This window comes from Planktothrix sp. PLAVEN19ND (assembly GCF_057220675.1).
Genome location: NZ_CM170132.1, coordinates 2,131,762 through 2,155,379 on the forward strand (window position 1 = coordinate 2,131,762; position 23,618 = coordinate 2,155,379).

Annotated in this window: 21 protein-coding genes; 9 read left to right on the top strand and 12 right to left on the bottom strand. The window is 39.4% G+C overall.

Annotated elements, in window-relative coordinates; translation table 11 throughout:
- Positions 1-163: 163 nt before the first annotated feature.
- The 8 genes from AC2D3N_RS09045 to AC2D3N_RS09080 all read right to left on the bottom strand — a co-directional run bounded on the left by AC2D3N_RS09045 (position 164) and on the right by AC2D3N_RS09080 (position 9,985).
- Positions 164-1,516: a hybrid sensor histidine kinase/response regulator gene (locus AC2D3N_RS09045; RefSeq protein WP_234996612.1), complete on the bottom strand. Its 1,353-nt coding sequence runs from the start codon at positions 1,514-1,516 to the stop codon at positions 164-166.
- A 31-nt stretch (positions 1,517-1,547) separates the two neighbouring features.
- Positions 1,548-1,982: a response regulator gene (locus AC2D3N_RS09050; RefSeq protein ID WP_484693407.1), complete on the bottom strand. Its 435-nt coding sequence runs from the start codon at positions 1,980-1,982 to the stop codon at positions 1,548-1,550.
- Positions 1,966-4,248 carry an ATP-binding protein gene (locus AC2D3N_RS09055; protein ID WP_484693408.1) on the bottom strand — a complete coding sequence of 761 codons (2,283 nt, stop codon included), beginning with the start codon at positions 4,246-4,248 and terminating at the stop codon, positions 1,966-1,968. The genes AC2D3N_RS09050 and AC2D3N_RS09055 overlap by 17 nt, the downstream gene beginning before the upstream one ends.
- 328 nt (positions 4,249-4,576) lie before the next feature.
- Positions 4,577-5,368: an SDR family NAD(P)-dependent oxidoreductase gene (locus AC2D3N_RS09060; protein ID WP_079677532.1), complete on the bottom strand. Its 792-nt coding sequence runs from the start codon at positions 5,366-5,368 to the stop codon at positions 4,577-4,579.
- Between the two features lie 121 nt (positions 5,369-5,489).
- A complete protein-coding gene (locus AC2D3N_RS09065; RefSeq protein WP_484693409.1) occupies positions 5,490-6,020 on the bottom strand; it encodes a pentapeptide repeat-containing protein in 531 nt (176 codons plus the stop codon).
- A 246-nt stretch (positions 6,021-6,266) separates the two neighbouring features.
- A complete protein-coding gene (locus tag AC2D3N_RS09070; RefSeq protein WP_484693410.1) occupies positions 6,267-7,184 on the bottom strand; it encodes an ABC transporter permease in 918 nt (305 codons plus the stop codon).
- A 9-nt stretch (positions 7,185-7,193) separates the two neighbouring features.
- Positions 7,194-8,150, bottom strand: a complete 957-nt coding sequence (locus AC2D3N_RS09075; RefSeq protein ID WP_079677964.1) for an ABC transporter permease — start codon at positions 8,148-8,150, stop codon at positions 7,194-7,196.
- Positions 8,151-8,203: 53 nt separating this feature from the next.
- Entirely contained in the window at positions 8,204-9,985 is a 1,782-nt protein-coding gene (locus AC2D3N_RS09080; protein WP_484693411.1) for a peptide ABC transporter substrate-binding protein, read from the bottom strand.
- 171 nt (positions 9,986-10,156) lie between these two features.
- On the opposite strand from AC2D3N_RS09080, the gene AC2D3N_RS09085 reads away from it, so the two are divergent.
- From AC2D3N_RS09085 to rpmF, 8 genes are all read left to right on the top strand, one after another.
- Entirely contained in the window at positions 10,157-10,597 is a 441-nt protein-coding gene (locus AC2D3N_RS09085; protein ID WP_079677538.1) for a cupin domain-containing protein, read from the top strand.
- Positions 10,598-10,679: 82 nt separating this feature from the next.
- Complete coding sequence (locus AC2D3N_RS09090) at positions 10,680-10,913, top strand: DUF167 domain-containing protein (protein ID WP_079677539.1); 234 nt, start codon at positions 10,680-10,682, stop codon at positions 10,911-10,913.
- 43 nt (positions 10,914-10,956) lie between these two features.
- Positions 10,957-11,220, top strand: a complete 264-nt coding sequence (locus AC2D3N_RS09095; protein WP_079677540.1) for a hypothetical protein — start codon at positions 10,957-10,959, stop codon at positions 11,218-11,220.
- A gap of 11 nt (positions 11,221-11,231) precedes the next feature.
- The gene (gene xth, locus AC2D3N_RS09100; RefSeq protein WP_079677541.1) at positions 11,232-12,050 is read left to right on the top strand and encodes an exodeoxyribonuclease III; all 819 of its coding nucleotides are present in this window, start codon (positions 11,232-11,234) and stop codon (positions 12,048-12,050) included.
- A gap of 510 nt (positions 12,051-12,560) precedes the next feature.
- Entirely contained in the window at positions 12,561-12,683 is a 123-nt protein-coding gene (locus AC2D3N_RS09105; protein ID WP_484693412.1) for a hypothetical protein, read from the top strand.
- The gene (locus AC2D3N_RS09110; protein WP_484693413.1) at positions 12,655-13,767 is read left to right on the top strand and encodes an imelysin family protein; all 1,113 of its coding nucleotides are present in this window, start codon (positions 12,655-12,657) and stop codon (positions 13,765-13,767) included. Before AC2D3N_RS09105 ends, AC2D3N_RS09110 begins: the two co-directional genes overlap by 29 nt.
- A gap of 69 nt (positions 13,768-13,836) precedes the next feature.
- Positions 13,837-15,237, top strand: a complete 1,401-nt coding sequence (locus AC2D3N_RS09115) for a di-heme oxidoreductase family protein (RefSeq protein WP_484693414.1) — start codon at positions 13,837-13,839, stop codon at positions 15,235-15,237.
- Between the two features lie 82 nt (positions 15,238-15,319).
- Positions 15,320-15,499 carry a 50S ribosomal protein L32 gene (rpmF, locus tag AC2D3N_RS09120; protein ID WP_079677545.1) on the top strand — a complete coding sequence of 60 codons (180 nt, stop codon included), beginning with the start codon at positions 15,320-15,322 and terminating at the stop codon, positions 15,497-15,499.
- Between the two features lie 184 nt (positions 15,500-15,683).
- On the opposite strand, the gene AC2D3N_RS09125 is transcribed toward rpmF, so the two are convergent.
- Positions 15,684-16,886: a HetZ-related protein gene (locus tag AC2D3N_RS09125; RefSeq protein WP_079677546.1), complete on the bottom strand. Its 1,203-nt coding sequence runs from the start codon at positions 16,884-16,886 to the stop codon at positions 15,684-15,686.
- Between the two features lie 389 nt (positions 16,887-17,275).
- On the opposite strand from AC2D3N_RS09125, the gene AC2D3N_RS09130 reads away from it, so the two are divergent.
- The gene (locus tag AC2D3N_RS09130) at positions 17,276-17,491 is read left to right on the top strand and encodes a hypothetical protein (protein ID WP_484693415.1); all 216 of its coding nucleotides are present in this window, start codon (positions 17,276-17,278) and stop codon (positions 17,489-17,491) included.
- A gap of 133 nt (positions 17,492-17,624) precedes the next feature.
- On the opposite strand, the gene AC2D3N_RS09135 is transcribed toward AC2D3N_RS09130, so the two are convergent.
- The 3 genes from AC2D3N_RS09135 to AC2D3N_RS09145 form a co-directional block, all read right to left on the bottom strand.
- On the bottom strand, positions 17,625-18,884 hold the full coding sequence (locus AC2D3N_RS09135) for a hypothetical protein (protein ID WP_079677548.1): 1,260 nt from the start codon (positions 18,882-18,884) through the stop codon (positions 17,625-17,627).
- A gap of 392 nt (positions 18,885-19,276) precedes the next feature.
- Positions 19,277-22,927: a WD40 domain-containing protein gene (locus tag AC2D3N_RS09140; RefSeq protein WP_484693416.1), complete on the bottom strand. Its 3,651-nt coding sequence runs from the start codon at positions 22,925-22,927 to the stop codon at positions 19,277-19,279.
- 319 nt (positions 22,928-23,246) lie between these two features.
- A complete protein-coding gene (locus AC2D3N_RS09145) occupies positions 23,247-23,534 on the bottom strand; it encodes a DUF2949 domain-containing protein (protein WP_079677550.1) in 288 nt (95 codons plus the stop codon).
- Positions 23,535-23,618 lie beyond the last annotated feature (84 nt).

A 23,618-nucleotide genomic window follows, 5' to 3' on the forward strand; every position in this document is an offset into this window, starting at 1 on the left:
CTATTAAGCACTATAAGCGCAACAATGGGGAAGGATAAATTAATGAATTACTGAGACAGTAAATTTAGATTAATTTAATGTTTTTCAAGGGAATAATCACTCTATTTTTTAATTATAGCTCATATATTAAAGATTCTATATCTTACCCATTCGTAATTCGTAATTATCCATTTTCATCCTCCTTAACTAAAGGTAAACGAACAATAAAAGTTGTTCCAATTCCCATTTGACTGTCAACCCAAATCTTTCCTCCATGGGCATCCACACAATGTTTAACAATCGCTAATCCCAACCCTGTACCAGAAATAGAACCCACATTTTTTGCTCGATGGAAGGGTTCAAAAATTACGGGAAGGGAATCGGCAGGAATACCAATCCCTTGATCTTGAATACAAAAGCTAATCATTTGATCTTGAACGATCACATCAAATTGAACACTTTCAGATTTAGGAGAATATTTAATCGCATTTTCTAATAAATTAATCAGAATTCTTCTTAATAAATTTGAATCAATCATCACCTCTTTGATAGTTAATTTAAAATTCAGATTAATTTGAGATTTTCCTGCATACCCTAATTGTATTTCATCAACCAGTTGGCGACAAAATACCTCTAAATTAATCAAACTAGGTTGATATTGCAGTTGACCATAATCCGCTTGTCCTATTAATAAAACTTCATCAAGTAATTGAGCCATATTTTTACTCGCAGATCGAATCCGTTGAAACAAAGTAACTTTTTTCTCCTGGGATAATTTTTGTTCATAATCTTGTAATAATACCGCCGAAGCTAAAATCGTATTTAAGGGATTTCTAATATCATGGGAAATCATCGAAACAAATTCCGAGCGGAGTTGATTTTGTTCCTGAGCTTTGATCAATTCATTAGTCCGTTCTTGAACTCTCATTTCCAAAGATTGATTCATGGCTTTTAAACTTTCTAAGTTGTGTTTTCTTTCAATTGCATACTTGAGAGAACGGACTAAAATATTACCATCAACCTCTCTTTTAACTAAATAATCCTCCGCCCCCTGACGCACTGCCATAATTGCTAATTCATCATCATTAGTATTGGTTAAAACCACAATGGGCAAACTGGGAAATTTTTCAATTAACCGTTCTACAGATTCCAACCCTTGACTATCAGGTAGGGTTAAATCTAATAAAGCCACATCAAAAACATGATCATGTAATTGATTCAGAGCTTCTCCCAAGCGTTTAACATGAACTAAACTGAAGGGTTGAAAATTAGAATCCTTGAGTAATTCTTGTAAAAATATGGCTTCAGCAAGGCTATCTTCAATTAACAGGATTTTCACTGAACTAGCAGATTTCATGGTCGAATTGCTGGCTTTACTTTCTCTTTCCAATAAAGAAAAACTGGCAGAACAAAAAATGTGAGGATTTTGATTAATTCCAGGGTTTGAATAGGGTGATAAAAATTCTTCTTCCCCAGAAGATAAATACTGAGCCTCTGTTTTTTTTTCCGTACCCTGATGACGGCAAGCTTTCTGCATTGTTTATCTTTATCCTTCTCAAAAATATCTTTTAATCGCACGGTAAGGTCACGGTTTTTAGCCAAAATTCTTCGATTCCTCTGACAATTGTAAACAGTTGGCTTAAATTTCGGGATTTCGTAATATAGCAATTAACATGGAGGTCATAGCTATGATGAATATCCTCCTGATTATGGGAAGTTGTCAGGACAACAACAGGAATCCGTTTCAAGCTCGGATCATTTTTAATTTCCGCTAATACCTCCCGCCCATCCTTGCGGGGTAAGTTCAAATCCAGAAGAATTAAATCGGGGCGAGGGGCATTTTCATACTCTCCCTCTTGGCGAAGAAATGCCATAGCATCAACTCCATTTCTAACGGTCATCACTTCATGGGAGATTTGGCTATCTTTCAAGGCTTCTTGAATCAGACGGATATCGGCATTGTTGTCCTCAACCAGAAAGATCATTTTAGATTTTTCTTCCATTTCGGTGCTCACCTTCGCGTCCTCCTACGGGAATTGTAAAATAAAATGTAGACCCTTGACCCAATTTAGATTCTACCCATATTTTACCGCGATGGCATTCTATAATTTTCTTACAAATGGCTAATCCCATCCCAGTTCCTGGGTATTCATCCCGGGTATGGAGACGTTGGAAAATAATAAAAATTCGTTCGGCAAATTGTGGGTCAATTCCAATTCCATTATCCTCAACGGCAAATAACCAAGCCTCCTCAATGCGTTTAACACCGATATGAATTTCAGGTGATTTTGCACTTTTAAACTTAATTGCATTAGCAATTAAATTTTGGAATAACTGCATTAATTGAGTCCCGTCTCCTAACACATTCGGCATCGGATCATAAGTAATAGTAGCTTGATTTTCAGCAATACGTCTTCTCAAATTGATTAAAGCTCGATCTAAAGCAGTTTGAACTTCGGTAAATTGAAATTCAATTCTCTGCATATCAACTTTAGAATAAGCCAAAATATCATCAATTAGAGTTTGCATTAAACTCACTCCTTCCACGGCATAATTAATGAATTGTTTGGCATCATCATCGAGGGCTTGGTGATAACGCATTTCTAAAAGTTGAACATAATTCACCACCTGATTTAAGGGTTCTTGCAAATCATGGGAAGCCACATAGGCAAACTTTTTTAAATCCGAGTTAGACAGTTCTAAATCATGGGCTAATTGAGCTAATTCATCCGCCTGCTTCAAGACAATATTGATTAGGGTTTTTCTCAGTTCTAAAGCCGCTTGAATTTCTACCTGTTTCCAAGGTAGGGATTGTAAACGCAAGGTTTCTTTCCACTGTTCAAAAGATTTTCGAGGGGATAGTAAAACTTGACCTTCAGCTTGGCTAGTTTCAAATGCTTGGTGAGGATTTCCCCCCCATTTAACGGTTTGGATGACTTCAGGGCGGAACCAAATCACATAATTTTTATGAGAAATAGAAATAGCCAATAATCCACTTCCTATAGCTTTAAAACCTTGGGCATCGGAATAGAGTTTGGGTAAAGAATTGGTATAAAATACTTCTTTTTGGTTCTGTTTTTGCAACCACTGAACTAATAAAATTAAATCGGTTTCTGGGGGTGTTTCTCCTACTAGGGTAAATTTCCCACCAAAGTAAATTGCAGCCCCCTGAGCGCTGGTTAAATCTAAAAGATTTGGTTGATGTTGGGTGAGTCCATCAATAAAATTTTCTGCCTGGGACATCGCATCAATTAAAGCCGATTGAATTTGGTTTAATTGAATCCGATAGTCATAATCTTCTGTATCTTCCCGTTCTGAAAGTTCAGAAAAAATCACTCGCCCTAAAAATTCACAAGCCTTGCGGAGTTCATAGGAAACATATTTAGGGGTGAGATGATGACAGGCAATTAATCCCCAAAGTTTCCCTTCTTTGATTAGGGAAATGGTTAGGGAAGAAGCTACTCCCATATTGTGTAAATATTGCAGATGACAAGGGGAAGCACTCCTCAAAATTGAGTAGGTTAAATCGGTGGGTTGATGACTAATCGGATTAATTTCAGGAAAGAGTTGAACTGGTTCAGTGGCTGCATCAGGAATTAAGCGAATCCAGTTGGAACTAAACATCTTTCTGGCTGGTTTGGGAATATCCGATGCCGGATAATGTAGCCCTAAATAGGGTTCCATTTCCTCTCGTTTTTCTTCCGCAATTACTTCTCCATGCCCATCCAGATCAAATTTATATAACATCACGCGATCAAATCCCGTAATTTTTCGCACTTCTTGGACAATAATTTGACAAAAATCGATCAAACTTGAGGAAGATTCGAGTTGATTAATTGAGATTTTAGCTAAATGATAAAAACTCAGAAAGGGAATACTTTCTTGAGAGGTAGTGGGTTCTAGTTCTAAAATTAAATAGCCGGAACTATTGCGGTGAAATATTCCATCAAAAATAACATAATCATCGCCTTTAATTCTGATCCAAATTTTAGTTGGATTAATGAAATCGAGGCTATCTTGTTTTAATCCAATTTCAATCCGTTCCATCTGGAAAGGATCTAATAAGTCCTCTAAATATTTATGCAGTATAATTTCGGTAGAAATCCCCAAAATTGATTCAACATTACTGCTAACTTGTAAAATTCTGAGACTAGGTTCTTCTAAAACCAATAAAACGCCATGGGGTTGAATTTGGCTGAGAATATGGATGGGTTGCTCATCCAAATCTTTTAAGCCAGAAGGATTTTCCTCTGTCTTGATATTTACCATAATGATTCTCCTGAGTTACTTTTGATAAAAAATGATCGAAAGGTAGAATTTTTTTCCCTGCTGAGGTCTATCTAATGCTGAGTTCGGACTTGGGGCTGGTTAAGACAATTTTTTAAGGCAGTTTCGGGGTGTTATCTTTTAGTATAGCATTTTGCAAATCAGTTGAAACTGCTTGCAACTCTTTTCCTATAACTCTTTAGGTTTATTTTAAAAAATATAGACCAATGCAGCTAACTCAATCTAAGAGCAATTTTGCTGCATCAGGTTTAAATATCGTTACATATTAATTCGCAAAAACTAATCAAATCATGCTACAATGGGGACTCTACTAATTTAAAATTAATTGCATTAATCCCGGGAATAATCGATAGGTTTCCGTTGCTAATAGGGCTGGCCCCACCACCACTTCAGCTTGTTTTTTCTCTACCCCATTCCAAATCGCCTGAGCAATATCTTCTGGTTGACTCACCCAAGTAGAGGTTAAAGCTGAGTCCAAGCGTTGACGCAGTTGTTCAACTTCTAACTCATCTTCCCCCCGAAATTGCGCTCTTTCCAGGAAATTACTATTAATAATCCCCGGATGAACAGCACAGACATGAATTCCTTTTTTTTGCACTTCTAACCTCAAGGATTCTGTGAGTCCAGTCACCGCATATTTGCTCGCACAATAGGCTGCCATTTGAGGCAGGGGCATTTTTCCCCCTAAGGAGCCAACATTCACAATTGTCCCTTGTTTTTGTTTCAAGAAATGGGGTAATACTGTGTGGATCATATTGACATAACCAAAGAAGTTAGTATTCATTAATTCATGCCAATCTTCTAAGGTGGTATGTTCAACGGATGCAGTTAAACAAATTCCGGCATTATTGATTAAAACATCGATACTTTCATAATAATCTAAGGATTGATTCACTAAATATTTAACCTGTTCAATATCAGTGACATCCGTCGGAATTGCTAAGGTAGAAACCCCCAAAGATAAAACTTCATTTGCCAAGGTTTCCAAACGTTCCGGTTCCCGGGCAGCTAAAATTACATTGTAGCCTTTTTTTGCAAATAATAAAGCCGTCGCTTTACCAGTTCCTTGGGAAGCACCTGTAATCAAAACTGTTGATGTCATATATAAAAATTAAGGTAATGGGTAATGGGTAATAACTGATTACTGGTACGGGCGGGTTCTTTTAAATCTTTGTTAATCACTTAAATCTCAATAAACCCGCCCCTACAAATGATGACTGATTTTATCTTCTGTTATTACATTTGCGCCGCTGAGTTTCCATCGTGTAGTCTCGCGGAATGCTGTTTAAATTCATTCCGGGCTGGAAAATTGTGGCGGCATCCCAGAGTTTTGCTCCCGTTAAGTTGGCTCCAGAAAAATTAGTTCTGTCATCAATAATTGCTCCACTTAAGTCAGTTTTACTTAAATCTGCACCACTTAAATCGACCCCACTCAAGTTAGCATCAACAAAATTGGCAAAGGAAAAATTAGTTTTTCTCATGGTGCTATTGGAGAGGTTTGCACAGGTAAAAAATGCTCCACGGAAGTTGGCATCATTAAAATTGGCATTGCTCAAATTAGCTTGTCTAAGTTGAGCATTAACTCGGCTTTGATTGCTTAAATCAGCCCCTTGCAAATTACAGCCTTGACAGGAACGAGCATCTCCTCTTAAAAAAACAGCCGGGTCGGTTGTATTGAATTGAGCCATCGTTGGAGCCACAAAAACAACAGGTGTAAACACAGCCAAAACTGCCCAAAATTTATATTTTTTCATGGTTGATTATCATTGGTTTTATAGTTTAATTAATAACATATAAAATCCATCCTGTCAATTCTGAGGTAAAACCTGATTTTCTTGAAATTGAAAGGAGAGACAACCGGGATCAGTGGCAATTTTAAGAATATTAGAAATTTTCTTGTCGGGTGAAAATATTAAATTACAAGCTATAATTAAACGACAACGAAGATGGGAAATGTCTGATGTAATTCTTCTCAAGAATGGTTTGAAGGTACTAATAAATTAATGAGATTGCGGATCTAAAGCATCCCTTAAACCATCTCCTACTGCGTTAATACTCAAAACCGTTAAAAAAATCGCTAACCCTGGAAATAGAGCTAAATAGGGGGCGGTTTCTAAATAGTTTTGAGCATCATAAAGCATTCTTCCCCAGGTGGGAACATCGGGGGGAAATCCTAATCCTAAAAAGCTTAATGTTGATTCTGTAATAATCGCAGTTCCCACCGCTAAAGTTGCTGCTACAATCACTGGACTCAAAACATTGGGAAGAATATGTACCCAAATTAATCGCTTAGAAGACGCACCAATTGCTTTAGCTGCGGTGACAAAATCCTGTTCCCTTGTGGTGAGAAAACTCGCTCGCACTAATCGCGCCACCGACATCCAATTTAACCCACCAACTACTATAATAATTAATAGGAAAATTCCGACTTCTGGCCCAACTATTTGTTTAATAGATTCTCTAAATAAATAGATAACTAATAGTAATACAGGTAATTGGGGAAGGGAAATAAATAAATCCGTTAATCGCATTAATATACTATCAATAATTCCGCCATAAAATCCGGCGATCGCCCCTACTAATGTTCCTAATAAAATTGCTACCGCCATCGCTGCGACACCAACGGTTAAAGAAACTCGTCCCCCAATTAATAAACGGGCTAATTGATCCTGTCCTAAATCATTGGTTCCAAAAGGATGTTTTATCGTGGGAGAAGAAAGAGAATTAACAAAATCAATTTCCGTCGGAGAAATCCCATAAACCCAAGGGCCAATAATTACGGCTAAAATCAATAATCCTAAAATTATTAATCCTAAAAGGGCGATTTTATCTCGTTTAAACTGTCGCCAAGCCGTCTGAATTAGAGTTTTAGATTGGCGGATTTGGGAGGTTTTTTCGGAAGGTTGAATGACAGTCATAGTTAATAATTAATATTGAACTCTAGGGTCTAATAATCCATATAAAATATCGGCAAATAGATTAAAAATTACTACTAAAATAGCATAAACCATCGTAATTCCCATAATAACAGGGGTATCACTGCGAAAAATTGAATCAATTAATAACGCCCCAATCCCAGGAATTCTAAACACCTGTTCGGTAACTAATGATCCGGCAAATAAACCAGGAATTTGTAAGGCAATTAAGGTCACAACTGGAATTAAGGCATTTCTCAAAATATGACCATTAATTACATTCAATTTTGGTAAACCTTTAGCATAAGCGGTACGAACATAATTTTGATTTAACTGTTCTAAAAAAGAAGACCGAATAAACCGCATTAAAATTGCAGCTTGATAGAATCCTAACACACAAATAGGCATAATAGACTGTTGGATTTGTTGCCAAAATGTTTGTAAATTGGTTACTTTTAAGGTACTATTATAAATAAAAGGAAACCATTTGAGTTGAACACTGAAAATAATAATAAACAGTAACCCAGTAAAAAAAGTGGGTAAGGAAAACCCAATAAAGGAAACCGTTGTGATGATTTGGTCTAAAACCGAATAGCGTTTTAAAGCGGAAATAATCCCAAAGGGAAAGGCGATTAAAACCGCTAAAATATAAGCCGCCCCCATAATCCAAAGAGTTGTGGGTAAACGTTGTAAAATCAAATCTAAAACCGGGCTACGACTGGTAAAAGAATAGCCTAGATCTCCTTGTAAAAAGGCCAAAATCCATTTTAAATACCGGATCGGAATAGGTTGGTCTAAACCGAGCGATCGCCTAATATTTTCTCGGACTTCGGGTGTAATGGCAGGATTATTAGCAAATTCTCCCATGGGATTACCCGGGGCTAAAGCTAGGATTAAAAACACGACCATACTAATAGCTATTAGGGTGGGAATGGAGGTGAGAATCCGGTTGATTAGGTATCGGGTCATGTTGAATAATAATAAAATAAAAGATAGCCCTGAAGGGCTTACTACGGGGCTTACTACGGGGTCTTTTTCCAATCTTTGATATTCCAGACGGTTAAATCCCAGGGGGTTAAGTTTACGCCTGTTAATTTCTGATTGACTCCTTCTACTTCCGCCCGATGAATTAAGGGAATTACAATATAATTATTCACTAACATATCATTCATTTTAATCCAGATTTGTTTTTGTTTTTCGGGGTTAATTTCAGTGGTCGCTTGTTTCCAAAGGGCATCATATTCTGGCTGACAATAGCGAGAATAATTGTCCCCTGTCCAGTTATTCGCTTTTTGCGGAATTTGGTCACAGGTATAGGTTTTTAAATAGGCGGTGGGATCGGGATTAGTATTTCCGGTACTAAATAATTGTAAATCCGCCGCAAATCTTTCTGTGGTATCGGGATTAGCAGGATCACCGGAAAAATAGACACTCGGATCAATACTTTTGAGTTCTACTTTCATGCCTAATTGTTCTAAGGATTGTTTAATTACTTCTTGGGTTTTTTGCCTTAAAGGATTAACGGAACTTTGAAACACTAAGTTCATTTCTACCCCATTTTTATCTCGAATTCCATTATTATTAGTATCTTTCCATCCCGCTTCATCTAATAGTTGACTGGCTTTTTCTAAATTAAATTGATAGGTAGTATTGGAGGAAACAACTTGAACAGGATTCACTACAAAATTAGAAGTTGGTTTGCCTAAAATTCCATAGAGTTGATTAGCAATAATATCTCGATTGATCGCTAAACTTAAAGATTGACGTACTTTAGGATCGCTAAAGAAAGAATGGGGGAATTTCAAACTCGATCTTTCTCCATCCGGTGTGGTTTTATTTGGATCGGTTTGATTAATCAGAATCCGTTCCATTAATGCCCCAAAATTAGAAACAATCTTACCTTTTCCCGTCGCTTCTAAGGGTTTTAAAACATTAGATTCCACCTGAAGATTATAGGCATAATCCGCATCTCCCGTCTGCAAAACTGCCCTAGCTGCGGAGGCTGCATCGCCTCCCCCCTTGAGTTCTATTCGTTCAAATCCTAACTTTTTAGCTTCTCGAAAATTGGGGTTAGCTTCATAGACAACTACGTCCCCTGGTTTGAATTCTACGACTCGATAGGGCCCGGTTCCTACGGGTTTTAAATTACCCGGTGCCTGTCGAGAATTTTCTCCATTATAGGCTTGAAAAATATGACGAGGTAAAATCATTCCTTCGGTTCCCACAAACACCGAATACCATCCCGGGGTTACGGATTTAAAGTTGATTTTTATGGTATGTTCATCAATTTTTTCAATATCTTTAATAATTTCATATGTCCCGGATGTGGTAGTTCCCACTTTGGGATTACTAATAAATTCATAGGTAAAAATAACATCATCGGCGGTAAAGGGTTTTCCATCCGACCATTGAATATCTTTTTTCAGTTTCCAAGTCACGGATTTACCATCTTTCGCAATTCCTCCATTTTCCAGACTGGGAATTTCTGCGGCTAAGAATGGGACTAATTCTAATTGATTATTAAAACTGGCCAAGGGTTCTAAAGTAATTCGACTAGCTTCAGAATCTTTGAACCCCGTTGATAAATGGGGATTCAGAATAGTTGGTGCTTGCCAATATAATAATTTTAGGGTATTTTCTGCGGGTTGCTGATTGGAATTAGTTGGATTTGTTGAGGTAGAATTTGGGGAAGATCCACAGGAAGTTAGGGTGAAACTAATCAGAGAAATCAACAGAGAAAATTTATAAAAATTCATAGAAATTGTAGAAAAGGGCGATCGCATTCTGTACTGAGTGTGTTTCATTACCGTAGTGAGGCATTTATGCCTCCATTCTCGAATTTCGTTAATTCTATTACCGTAGTGAGGCATTTATGCCTCTATTACCCAATTTCGTTAATTTTATTACAAAATTTTACAGAAACGCCGCTTACACTTGACAAAAGCATAAAATTTTGCATTGTGAGGACTATCAATATGGGTCTTATCCACCAAGTTGAAGTTCGCAGACTCAACTCGATCCGCTCCGGGATGGTTGAATTTTTCACCCCCCAAACCAGCGATGAAACGATGACGGTACAGGTCGAGGCGGGGGCGGTAGAGAAGTTATTTGTCCATCGTTTTCAAACCGATCAATTGTTGGTTGTCCGGGGTCAATTTGTCCTGGTGATTTTACAAAATCGTCAATATCGTTATATTCCTTTGAGTGATCGGGTTCCAACCGTGGTTAAAATTCCCCCAGGAGTTCCTCACGGTGCAGTTAATCTGGGTACAGAAGACTGTTTAATGGTGAATGCGGTATTGCGCCATGGGCAACCCCATGAACGAGATTATCGGCCTTTAAAACCGCCTTTTCCTTACAATTTAGTCGCAGTAAAACAGGCTTTAGAAAGTTTAGATTATCCCCTAACTGCTTAATTTTAAAATAATCTTAAATCAATATAGGATACCAAATTGCTGTATCCTATATTGATAATAGCGATCGCAGTTTTTTAAAACCTTGGCAATCTTAAAAATTAAAGTTAAACCCAATTCTAAACAACAGGCTTTCCATGAAGAACTGGATGGAAGTTTTACCGTCCATCTGAAATCTCCCCCAGTCGAAGGAAAAGCCAATCAAGAATTAATTAAATTTTTAGCCAAACACTTAGGAGTCCCCAAATCCCAAATTACAATTAAATCGGGCTTATCCTCCCGCCATAAATTTGTAGAAATTCCTGACCCTAATTCCTAGTATAATGGGGGAGTAGCCATCATTGATTTCAGTATTTTTGCCAATGGATGCGTTTCAACCCACCCCTCCAGATTGGACGACCGATGCAATTCACGCTTCTGAGTTTTGCTGTCCTGAGTGTTCCGCTAATAGTTTAGAAGCCCAACAGGTTTGGATTAATCGTCGTTCTCCCGTTTATAGTGAAAATAACCGTCGCAAATGGCAGGAATTTTATGCCTGTCAATGTGGCTCTGTTTGGTGGGCTTGGAGTAGCGATCGCCCCCCTTCTAATTTGCTTCCTCAACCTGAAGATTCTGATATTTTTTGATAGTCTATAAAATGAAAATTGCAACGTGGAATGTTAATTCAATTAGAACCAGAAAAGATCAGGTATTGCAATGGTTACAAACCAATGAAATTGATATTCTTTGTTTACAAGAAACTAAAGTCATTGACAAAGATTTTCCTCGTTCTTGTTTTGAAGAATTGGGTTATAATACCTATATCTATGGTCAAAAATCCTATAACGGGGTCGCAATTTTTAGTAAAACTCCCCTAGAGGCGGTTCATTTTGGATTCTCGGATATTTTAAAAACTGAACCCTCTCAAAACTTTGATGAACAAAAACGAGTTTTAACCGGAATGATTAATGGAATTGCAATTGTAAATTTATACGTTCCCAATGGTTCCAGTATTGATAGCGACAAATATCACTATAAATTAAACTGGTTAAACCATCTCAAAGACTATTTAAAACTTCTGTTTACTCAGACCGAAAAGATTTGTATTTGCGGGGATTTTAATATTGCTTTAGAAGATATTGATATTCATAACCCCAAGGGTCGAGAAACTCATATTATGGCGAGTGATGCTGAACGTCAAGCCTTAGAATCAATATTAGAATTAGGCTTTAAAGATGCTTTTCGCAAGTTCACCACTGAGGGTGGACAGTTTAGTTGGTGGGACTATCGCCAAGCCTCCTTCCGACGCAATACCGGATGGCGCATTGATACACATTATTTAACATTACCTCTCTACGAAGTCGCTACTCATTCCATCATCGATAAAACCCCCAGAACTTGGGAACAACCCAGCGACCACACCCCCGTCATTTTAACCCTAGACCTGACCAGTCTGGAGACGGAGGAGCCCAAGTAATTCACCCCTCTTGCATTATGCTGAAAGTTGTTGTACCTTAATTGAGAAGCTTTATCAACTAATCTTTTAAAAATTTAGACTAATTGAGAGCTTGCAAAAACACGAGAAAAGGCACTAGACTGAAAATTTGAACAAATCAGCCTAGTGCCTAAACTCAAAAACCATAACTATTCACTTTGAAACATCCTGATGTCTTGATTTAGCGATAACCCTGGAAAGCGATCGCTCAATTGAGACGGGATAGTTTCATTGTAGGTTTTTTGGCGATTTTCTGTCAAGTCAATTGTCAGAGAAGTTAACAATTATTATCGTTTTCTCAAATAATTGAGAATTAATCCTAATTGATAGAACCTCCAATGCAAACCAATATCTCAAATTTCCCGCGTTCTCTAGATTTAGCAACACTGTGTATCTACGGACTCAGTATTTTATCCGCAGGTTTATTTCTGTTTTCACCCTTCGTAAATTTACTGCATCCGAGTCCTTGGCAACGCAGTTTAGGAACAATACATGGCTTTGGTTCCCTTATCTCAAGTTGAGACAGCGTTAAAACCCGACTCTCCATTGGGTCAATTTAATGAACAAAACTCTACCAATTCCATCAATGACTTACTCTATTTTCAATTGTTTTAGAACAGGTGTGATCGCCAGTTTACTCTTATTAACTAGTAGTTGCAATAATACAGCATCAACTAATAGTAATCTATCCTCACAAACCTTATCACCAGACAGAACAACCTTAGTGGTAAGTCATTTTGCAGATCAAGTTGTGATTCCTACTTATCAACAGTTAGTAAAAGAGGCGGGGGAACTCTCAAAAGCCGTGAATGAGTTTGTAGAAAACCCGACTCAGAAAACCCTAAAAGCCACACAAAAGGCTTGGGTAGCGACTCGTTCTCCTTGGGAACAAAGCGAAGCCTTTGCCTTTGGCCCGGCGGAATCTTTAGGCTATGATGGGGATTTAGATGATTGGCCGGTGAATGAAACGGATGTTGTTGCTATTATTAATAGTCAGGATGAAATTACCTTAGAGTCGGTAAAAAAACTGCAAACAACACAAAAAGGATTCCATACCATTGAGTATTTATTATTTGGTTTAGATTCTCAAAAAACGGCTCAAAATTTCTCAAAACGAGAGTTAAAGTTATTACAGAATCTAACTGTAGCCTTTAATGAATCTGCTAATAATTTAACCAAAAGTTGGGCAGAAGGAGTCAATGGTAATCCAGCGTATCGGGAAGTTTTAGCAACAGCAGGAATTCAGAATAATCCTGCCTATCCCACCCCACAAGCCGCCGTCGAGGAAATTCTACAGGGGATGTTAGGCTGTTTGGATGAAGTGGCGAATGAAAAAATCGGTAAACCGTTGGAAACGAAAGATTATTTAACCTTTGAAAGTCGATTTAGCCAAAATTCTCTAACTGATTTTCAGAATAATCTCAAAAGTGTTGAGAATGTTTATTTAGGGCGAATTTCAGGAACTGAGGCTCAAAGTAATAGTATTAGTGCTTTAGTCGCTCAAAAAAATCCTGAATTAGATCAAAAAATAAAACAGGAATTAAAAGCAGCCATAGAAGCCGTTAATGCAATTTCTAGTCCCATTGAAAACACAATTAAAAATCCCGAAACTACCGCTAAATTAACATCAGCTAAAACCGCTATTTCAACCTTATTTTCTACCCTAGAAACACAACTGCTTCCCCTCGTCAAAATATAGGATTAGCATAGCCCATCTTCCTATATCCAAGCAAACCATCAAAACAAGATCCTTCACTTCATTAATTCAATGCAAACTTTATCCTTAAAATATCCTCCCAGAAAACCTATTAAGTTTTTAATCATTTTCGTAATCGCAATTTTAGGAGGAATTACCCTATCCAGTTTTTGGCATTTTCAAAATAGGTTGCAACCCGAAATCCCTTTAGCGGGAGGAGAAACCACCGTATTTAACCGCAGTTCCAGTAGCTTTGAACAACCGTTAGCCAATTTAGATGAAACGGAAAAGAAAAAACATACAGAATCTAATACCGCTTTTGAGGCTAATTTTGTTACTAAACCTGCACCCATTCATCCCGGGTTAGGGCCTTTTTTTAATAACGCTTCCTGTGCAGGATGTCACCTGAAAAATGGTCGGGGTTTACCCGAACCCGGACAATTATTAGTCAGAGTCAGTGCGCCGAAAGTTAATCCTGTTAAACCAGGTAATTATCATTTAGAAGGATCGGTTAAAATTGATAATCTACCGCCTGTTTTGGGACTGGGAAGCCAGATTCAAGATTTTGCAATTTACGGACAAAAACCCGAAGCCACAGTTAATGTAGAATGGCAAGAACAAACGGGTCAATATAGCGATGGAACGTCTTATAAATTGCGATCGCCTCAACCTAAAATTACCCTGCCAAATGGTCAACCAATTTTACCAGAAATTCAAAAATCCTTGAGAGTTCCACCCCCAGTTTTTGGCCTAGGTTTATTAGAAGCAGTTCCTGAAAAAACGATTTTAAATCTCGCCGATCCCGATGATCAAAATCAGGATGGAATTTCAGGAAAAGCGAATCAAGTTTGGGATGCTCAAAAAAAATCGGAAGCATTAGGACGATTTGGTTGGAAAGCTGGAAATCCGACATTAATTCAACAAAATGCAGGTGCTTATGCGAATGATATGGGAATCACCAACCCGTTATTTACCGATGGGGAAAAACTAACGGATATTGATCAAAAAACCTTAGATTTAACGACATTCTATGTACAGACTTTAGCCGTTCCCGCCCGAACTTTATTAGATGACCCGCAAGTCAAACGAGGCGAAACGTTATTTGCTCAAGCTAATTGTGTTTCCTGTCATTTACCCACCTTAAAAACAGGAAATCATCCCGTTAAAAAATTAGCGAATCAAACCATTCATCCCTATACGGATTTATTGTTACATGATTTAGGAGCCGGATTAGCCGATCATCGCCCGGAATTTCAAGCATCGGGAACAGAATGGCGAACTCCTGCTTTATGGGGTATTGGGTTAACCCAAACCGTATCTCCCTATTCTGGATATTTGCATGATGGTCGAGCGCGAACCCTCGAAGAAGCGATATTATGGCATGGGGGAGAAGCCGAAACTGCTAAAAAAGCGTTTAGAAGCATGACCCAGGAAAATCGAGATGCGTTAGTCCGCTTTTTGAAATCGTTGTAAACTTTCTGGAAAAAAATCTTCAGCAATGGGTACAAATAGGGTATTATAGTAGTTTGTGCAAAATCTTCATTAATCTAGGCTCATGGCTGTACCCAAGAAGAAAATGTCCAGGTCGAGACGCGATATGCGGAAGGCGACTTGGAAACGGAAAGCAAGACTGCAAGCTGAAAAAGCGTTATCTCTCGGTAAGTCCGTTCTCACAGGTCGTTCTACAGGATTTTACTATCCCACTGACGACCAAGAAGAAGGCGACGAAGAATAAACGATTGGACTGTGCGAAACTATATAAAGATAGGGGCGAGAAAGCCTCTCTGTTCGGGAGAGGAAAACTCGCCCTTATTGTTTGGAGATTTAGACATTAATAAAACCCATATTCTGCACGATAAAATGTAATAGATTATTATTCAAAAATTTCTCTCTTGTGAACGTCCTTAACTCATAATATATTACATTTTGTCAGGCGAAATCTGGGCTGAGGCTTCGCTGTTACGGTAGTTGAAAGCCAGGTCGAGGATTTTAGCCCAACGTTTTTGGACTTGTTTGGGGGTGCATTTGAGGATAGAGGCGATCGCTTTATCACTTTCTTCTTGGTCTTTGAGTTGTAATAACTGTTGCTGATCGACAGATAATTGTGCTTGGAAGGCTTGCCATTGTTCGCTATTCATCCCCAATTTTTGGTTAATATCAGCCCCTAACCATTCATGGACGAGTTTCCAGTTGTTAGACCGGGCAAATTTTTCGACGTGGTATTTAAACCGTTGTTGCAGATAGTCCCGTTCACGGGCGGTTAACCCCAGGGCTTTATCAATATCGCAGGCTTGCAGATCTTGCATTTTGAGTTTTAAATATTTAACACAATCGGTTTGTCCTTGGGATTCTAAATATTGCATCAGTTCATTAATCACGCGATCGCGTAAAACACTTTCTGCGGGGTCAACGGTTTCAGACACCATTTTTTCCCGAATTTGCTGCATCGCGGATGTCCGGCTTTGGGCTTCGGCTTCTTCGGTTTTGCCACCTTCAACGGCTAATTCAATATCCATAGAGGTTTCAGGGGGTTGACCTTTAGCAAACCCTTGGGCGCGTAACACAATTAACCGTTGACGGTTACGACCGGGTAAACCGATCTGGCGTTTGGCATACTGTTCGGTAAAAGCCATATATTCCGCTAATTCTAAACGGGTATGGGGGGTATAGTTAGCTTCCAGGGCGTGTTCCCGACGAAAAGCCCGCAGAGACTCGACATAAAATCCTTGTAAAAAGTCTTCAATTAAGTTGTAACGGGCTTGGAAACTCAACTGAGACTCAAAGGAAGCAACGTGACGGTAGACCATGGCCGCGAGGTGGGAGTGGAGTTCTACCCGACCTTGACGAGAGCCGAGTTTGTAATACTCTAAGCACTTTTGCAACCGATGACGGGCTAAACTTAATTGCCAGGTTTGCACATCGCCAGAGGTTTGAATGCGGTTGCTTTTTTCACAAATGCGTTCTACTTCCAGGGCCATCCGTAGCGTCACTGTCCGACCACTGGCGGGGAGGGCTTTAACTGTTGTTTGCAATTCTTGTAATAAAAGTTGAGCTAAGGCTTGAGGATCAATATAATTAAGAGTAACTTCAGAATCTTGAATTGAAATATCTTGTGCAAACATGATGGGTTTCCTTGGGTAAAGCACTGTGTACAGAAGGCGAGAGTCAAAGGCGGTTTGGTATTTCCTGATTCAACTCTCTACACTTTGAATAGTAGAAGCAGCCCCTTTGGAGTAGTGACATCAATGTTCCACTCTCTGATGTAACTAATTAGATGCGGTGGGTTTATCATCTACATTCAGCCCTTGTACATCACCCTAAAAGCCTTATTTAATCAGTATTACAACCCTATTTTATTTACCCTGATCACAGCGAGTTTTCCCCAGGGTTGTCGATATTATCCCTAGACCAGTTTCACAACTGGCTACGGTGAATTTAAAAAATATAGACTGTATGTAGTGGGAGCGTCCTCGCTCCCTAGAATATACAGACGTGCCATAGCACGTCCAATATGAATCTGGAAGATAAAGCTCGGGAACTCTTGGTACAAGATCGCCAGCACCAAGAACACATCGGCGAAAATATGCTCGACCGAGTAGCCAAAGAAGCACAAGCGGTGGAACAAACTCAAGAACAAGCGCGGGAGTTGTTGGCTGAAGATCGTCTGCATGACGACCATCTCCAAGAAGCGATGTTGAGTCGAGTCGAGAAACAACAAAGTCATTGAACCCACTCTCAGAACGTCTCAAACGGAAAAACCATTTTTGAGGGAACGTGATTGAAGCAGTCGCGCCAAGGAATCGTTCACTTGACTCCATTGGTGCTAGTTTTTTGATCAACAATTTCGGGTTGAAAGATCCCTACCCTATCCCTAATTTAACCGGAGGTTGTTGAAATTTTAACTTTCCCCAGTTAAAGCCAAAAGCAAGATTGAGGTTTTCTAAAGATTCCACCAGCCAAAATACTTTATCTCGGGGGAAAGTTGCATAGTGGTTAAATAAAATCGAGAACCGTTTTTCTAAATCCGACTTAACCCTCCGGCAAATTAAGACAATTTTCAAGAGTAACCCAATTGAACGAGTCACACCCAAGTTACTGCTTAAATCTAAAAACACAAAGTGATGGGGTTGTTGAGGACTTTCCACTACCAGGAAATTTAATAACTTGCGACAGGTTCCCGCCACGAGGGTATCATTCACTTTCTGACTATCATTGTGTGAGAGCGTCCCTTGAAGTTCTCGGTACAAGCGATTATTAAAATGTTTTTTTGCATATTTAGTATCAACTGCATCCGTTAAATATTCATACAATTCCTCTTTAAATGTCCGATAAGTACGAGCGTTTTGACTTTGATTTACAAAAATTTTGGCTAAATCATCATAGGTGTGATAACTGTCAATTCTTCCAGTGAAATGTTTGACGGCAAAATTCAATTTTTTGTCCGTTAATAGGGTAGGGTTTTCCACCGACGGTAAGATTAGCCGTTGTTCCCGAGGAGTATTTTTAAAGGTGAGATATTGAGATAAATCCTGTTCAAAGGTTTCCTGAGCCTGCATCCGCATCTCCCGAATTTCCTGGCGTTGTTCATCGGGACTATCATCGGTTAAGAAACAATGATCATATAAATAGGGATAACGACTAATTAAACCTTCAACACTATCACTTTTTTTATCTTCTTCCGCTTTGATTTTTTCTTCAAAAACTTTACTCAAACGGCGCAGAGCCTGGTATTGTTCGGTTTCAGTAAATCGTTTAACTAATGAACGTAGGCGTTTTGCCGTCCAACAGGAGGGCAAACCCGAGGGTGTTTGTTCAAAACTATGAATCAGTTCAGGAATCGCCCACTGATCCCGGGGATTTTTGCGCCACCGGTTAATTAAAATATAGCAACTGCGGTTAAGAACATACTGAAATTCTATATTGGCTAAATCCGAATCGACAATCCGACCGACCGCTAAATTGACCGCTAAATCTGGGTATTCCCCACCTTGGATAAACAGATTAAAGAAACGCTGAATCAGTTGTCGGGGCAATTCAAAATCAACACAGTATTGCAGATGAGCATAAATGACTTGCTCATCTGACGAATGGTAATACTGGCTGAACCCCGAACTATTCACGGTATAACCCCTCTTTTTCTAGGGACAGATCGAACACAACAAGAAAACGATCACAACCCCACACTGTTACCCAACATCATAACCTCCTTGAGTCCGTTTTCCTACCCGTCCCGATGGTGGAGCAAGTGAGATTTCGATTTTCCCTCCCGTCTCTTTCGGAGTATGCTCCTACTGGTATCGAGGCGAGTACAACGTCCGGTTATCCGTAACCCACTTCCTCTGTGATCACACCAGATATTGGGGTAAGAACCAACCAAGGATGACTGAAAACTTTAGGCAGAGTGTGGCTTCTGTATGAATACATATATTCTATTGATAAATCATTACAACTTCTATAAAGATTCAGCAAAAATCAATGAGAAATTGTAAAGATTCAGTAAAGCTATTTCTTATTAACTTTGATCCCGGTTAAGATCGATAGCTCCTAGAGCTTTAAGTGTAACTTTTTGAGCCGTTGTGATTCCGGTCACACCCGTAATATTTAAGCCATTATAGGGTTTATCAGCGCGTAAGGTTTTTAAACATTCATTAGTATGTAAGTCCCAAATCTTAATCCCTTGATCATGACTTCCACTCGCTAAAAAATTGCCATGAGGATCACCATGAACTGACCAAACGGGGTGATCATGACCCCTTAGATTTTTCACACATTCCCCAGTGGCAATATCCCATAACTTCACCTGATAATCATAGCTGCCACTCACCCAAACTTCTCTGTGGGGGTAGAATAAAATTCCTTGGACTCGTTCGATTTCACCCCTCCAGGTTTGCAGACATTCACCGGTTTTAATATTCCAACATTTCACCGAACGATCATAACTCCCACTAACTAAAATAGAACCCTTGTCCGTAAACCCCAGGACATGAACCCGATCACTGTGGCCTGCGAGAACCGCCAAACATTCGCCCGTTACTATATTCCAAACTCGGATCTGGTGGTCATTACTCCCACTGGCTAGAATCTGATCCCGGGGACTAAAAGCCACCGCACCCACCCAACGCTGATGACCTTCTAAGGTTTGTAACAGTTCTCCGGTCTGTACATCCCAAAGTTTCACCGTTTGGTCATCACTGGCACTTGCCAGTAGCACACCCTCGGAACTAAAGGTCACGGCTTGAATCCGATCACTATGACCATGTAGGGTTTTGAGACATTCTCCGGTCTGGGCATCCCAAAGTTTTACCGTTTGGTCATAACTCCCCGTGGCAATTAACCCGCCATCGGGACTAAAAGCCACTGACCACACCCAATCCCGATGACCGGGTAACTGTTTGAGACAACGACCCGTCCCCACATCCCACAGTCGCACCTTATTGTCATCACTGCCACTAGCCAAACGCCGACCATCGGGACTCAAAACAAACGACCACACCTGATGACGATGACCGCGTAAGGTTCGCAATCGTTGCCCAGTTTGCACATCCCATAACTGCACTATCTGATCTACACTTCCGGTGGCGAGGGTTTGGCTATCGGGACTAAAAGCCAAGGAACAAACCTGACTTTCCAGTCCGGTTAAAGTCTTTAAACAGACCCCCGTTCGGATATTCCAGAGTTTCACCGTTTGGTCATCGCTGCTACTGGCTAATAGTTCTCCATCGGGACTAAAAACCACGATCCAAACCGAATCTTGATGACCTTCAAAGGTATGAAAACTTTGACCAGTATTCACATCCCATAGGCGAACTGTTTTTTCCTGGGTACTGCTGGCGATCAAATGGATTTTGCCCGGAGTTGATCCCGAAGGGACGAAGGTAACAGCCCAGTTCCAAGCGTCATTTCCATAGAAGGTGTGTAAACAGGTTCGGGTTTGAACATCCCAGAGTTTGATCGTCTGATCTTCGCTGCTACTGACAATCTGTTGACCATTGGGATTCCAGGTCAGGGTGGATAGACTTTCGGTGTGACCTGTGAACTGATGCACACATTGTCCTGAGCGAATATCCCAAACCCTAATACTTTGGTCATCGCTACCACTGGCTAACCAATCTCCTTGGGGACGAAAACCCACGCAATTTACCGTTCCTTGATGCTCTGACCAACGGTTCAAGCATTCTCCGGTTGAGACTTTCCATAGTCGCACGGTTTGATCCTCACTGCCACTGGCGAGTAAGGTGCCATCGCTATTAAAAGTGAGGGACTTCACCCCCACGGTTTGGCCTTGACAGACTAATAATTGTTGACCGTCTTCAACTGTCCATAAAATAATTTTGCCTTCTGCATCTCCTGTGGCTAAAATTCCGTTGCTTCCCAGGGCGACGGTGAGAGAATTTCCTAGGGTTTTGGCAAACACCGATCGAGATAAATCGGAACCGGAAAAATTAACGTTTTGTAAGTTGGCATCTTGTAAATAAGCCTGCCAGAGTGTTAATTGAGAAAAGTCATACTCTGCTAAATCGAGGTCTAAGTGATGGCAAAGATTTAGTAGATTCCCGCCCCCATAGCCGGAGGCATGACGGTGTTGTTTTAACCTTTGAATGAGAGTTTTAAATTTTTGATTGAGTTCTCCTGAAATTCGATAACGGTTGAGGAGTTTTTGGACAATTGGCTGTAGAATTAAACGGGTTTGACTTTCTCTAATATAATCTTTAGCTTGGGATTTTATTAAGGGATATTGATTGAGAATATTAATGGTTTCTGTTTCAATTTCTTGGAGAACTTTTTCAATCAATTTTTCAATGATATATTCCATCACTACGGGTTGTTGAGTGAAGCTCCCGCCACCTTTTTCAATTAGTGATCGCCGACTCAAGGATTCTAAGGCTTCGATCAGTTCAACTGAGGAAGTAATTGATAATAAATCTTTTCTTAAATCTACCATCGTACAGGGTTCTCGATTAATTGCTAACCAATACATGGTTTCTAATTCTAGTTTGGAAATTCGTCCTAATTGTTGTTCTAATAAATCCCTGATATCCCCAAATATTGCCGTTCCCTGTTGAATTTGTTGTAAAAATTCACCCACATTCCCGGCAAATAAATCATAAATAGTCGTGGTAACAATTTTTAATGCCAGGGGATTTCCTGCATAGCGTTCAATTAATTCTTGCCATTGTTCTAAGGAGCTATAATCTCCTTTAGCATGAATAATTGCTTGACAATTTTTAATGTCTAAACCCAGTAGGGGTAAGCAACGAATTTTCAGCGTTTGACCTTCTAAAGCCGCAATTTCTCTGGGTTTTTCTCGACTGGTCATCAACAAACAACTTTGGTGTTGAGTTTCTCCTAAACGTTTAAATAAATCACCGTAATTTTCATACCCTGGATAGTAACGCCCCACCAGATTTCCTTCTTGTAAAATTGATTCTAAGTTATCTAAAATAATTAAGCAGCGAGATGTTCTTAAAAATTCGATTAATTGAGAGATTTGACGGACGGGGTCGGCAGATAAATTACATTCGGTTTTATCAGCAAAAAAATGAATTAAATCAATTAAAATATCAGTTAATGGAGGTGCGTTTCGTAGCGATCGCCAGATCACAAATTCAAAATGAGGATGAATTTTTTGAATAAATTTCACCGATAAAGAAGTTTTTCCCATTCCCCCCATACCCAATACGGCAATGACTCGACAATCTTCTTGTAAAGTCCACTGTTCAAGTTGAGTAAGTTCTTGAAGACGGCCATAAAACTGAGAGACATCCGGTGCTTCTCCCCAGTCTATATTTTTTTTTGCGGGGGTTGAGGAAACCGGAGGATCGGGGGTTGGATGGGGGTCAGAGGGGGGAGTGGGAGAAGAAAGACGTTCAATTACGCTCCGAAAATTCTTTTTCCCAACTTTTTCCCCTAACTCATCCGATAATAATTTCCATAACTTTGGCCCCACATCCTGCTTCAGATATTCGGGAGTGCAGCGATATTCTAAAGCAATTTCATGGTATTTCTGACAGTACCAAGTTCCTTGAAGAACGGCGGTTTGTGCGTCAGTCAAGTGTTTTCCGGTTTTTTCAAAAACCAATGTATCGGTAATTGCGAGCGCCTGTTCAAATTTCATCATAACTAACAGATGCAGCCAAGTTGGTTTTTGCTGTTTATCTTGCACCTTTCTATACCATCGCAGAAATTGTAACAGAAAGCCGTCGTATCGGTACCCATCTTTGATATTCTCAAGGTCATAATTGAGTTTTTTGTGGAGAAGATGTTATACCAGTGGGCATGGCTGAACCTTACAATTGTTCTTTTTTGAGGAGTTTATTATTCTTAAATAAAATTTAAAGTCAGCCTTTTGCAAAAGCTGACTTAGTGATTGTTGAATTTAGATTGTGGCTGTTGAAATCTTCTAATTAAACATTCTGACATAGACAAAATTTAAAAAATTGGATTTAAGACATTTTCTCAAAATGGTTTAACAAGAGAGGAAACTACGCTACCAGCGAAACAGAGATATGTATAGTTTCATCCACAGACTGGGAATAATCAGGATAAGAATACATGACTGATTTCGCTTCCATAATGCTGCCAAATCGTTCTAACCAATCAAAAATTCGATCCAGTTGTTCAAGTGTAATTAATCCATACTGCCATAGGATCATCGGTAACTGACCTGAATCCTGTTCGGGGTGGCGCAAAGCCGTGGCAATTGAGGACGCGGGGATCGCTAACTCCCAGCGTAAAAATTGAATCAGTTGTGCTTGTTTGGGTGAAATCATTTTGGGGTTCCTACAAATAGGGAATAAAAAAGTTATATCGGGCGTAGAAATTAAGTTCTACAGTATTAATTGTACCGAAAATCA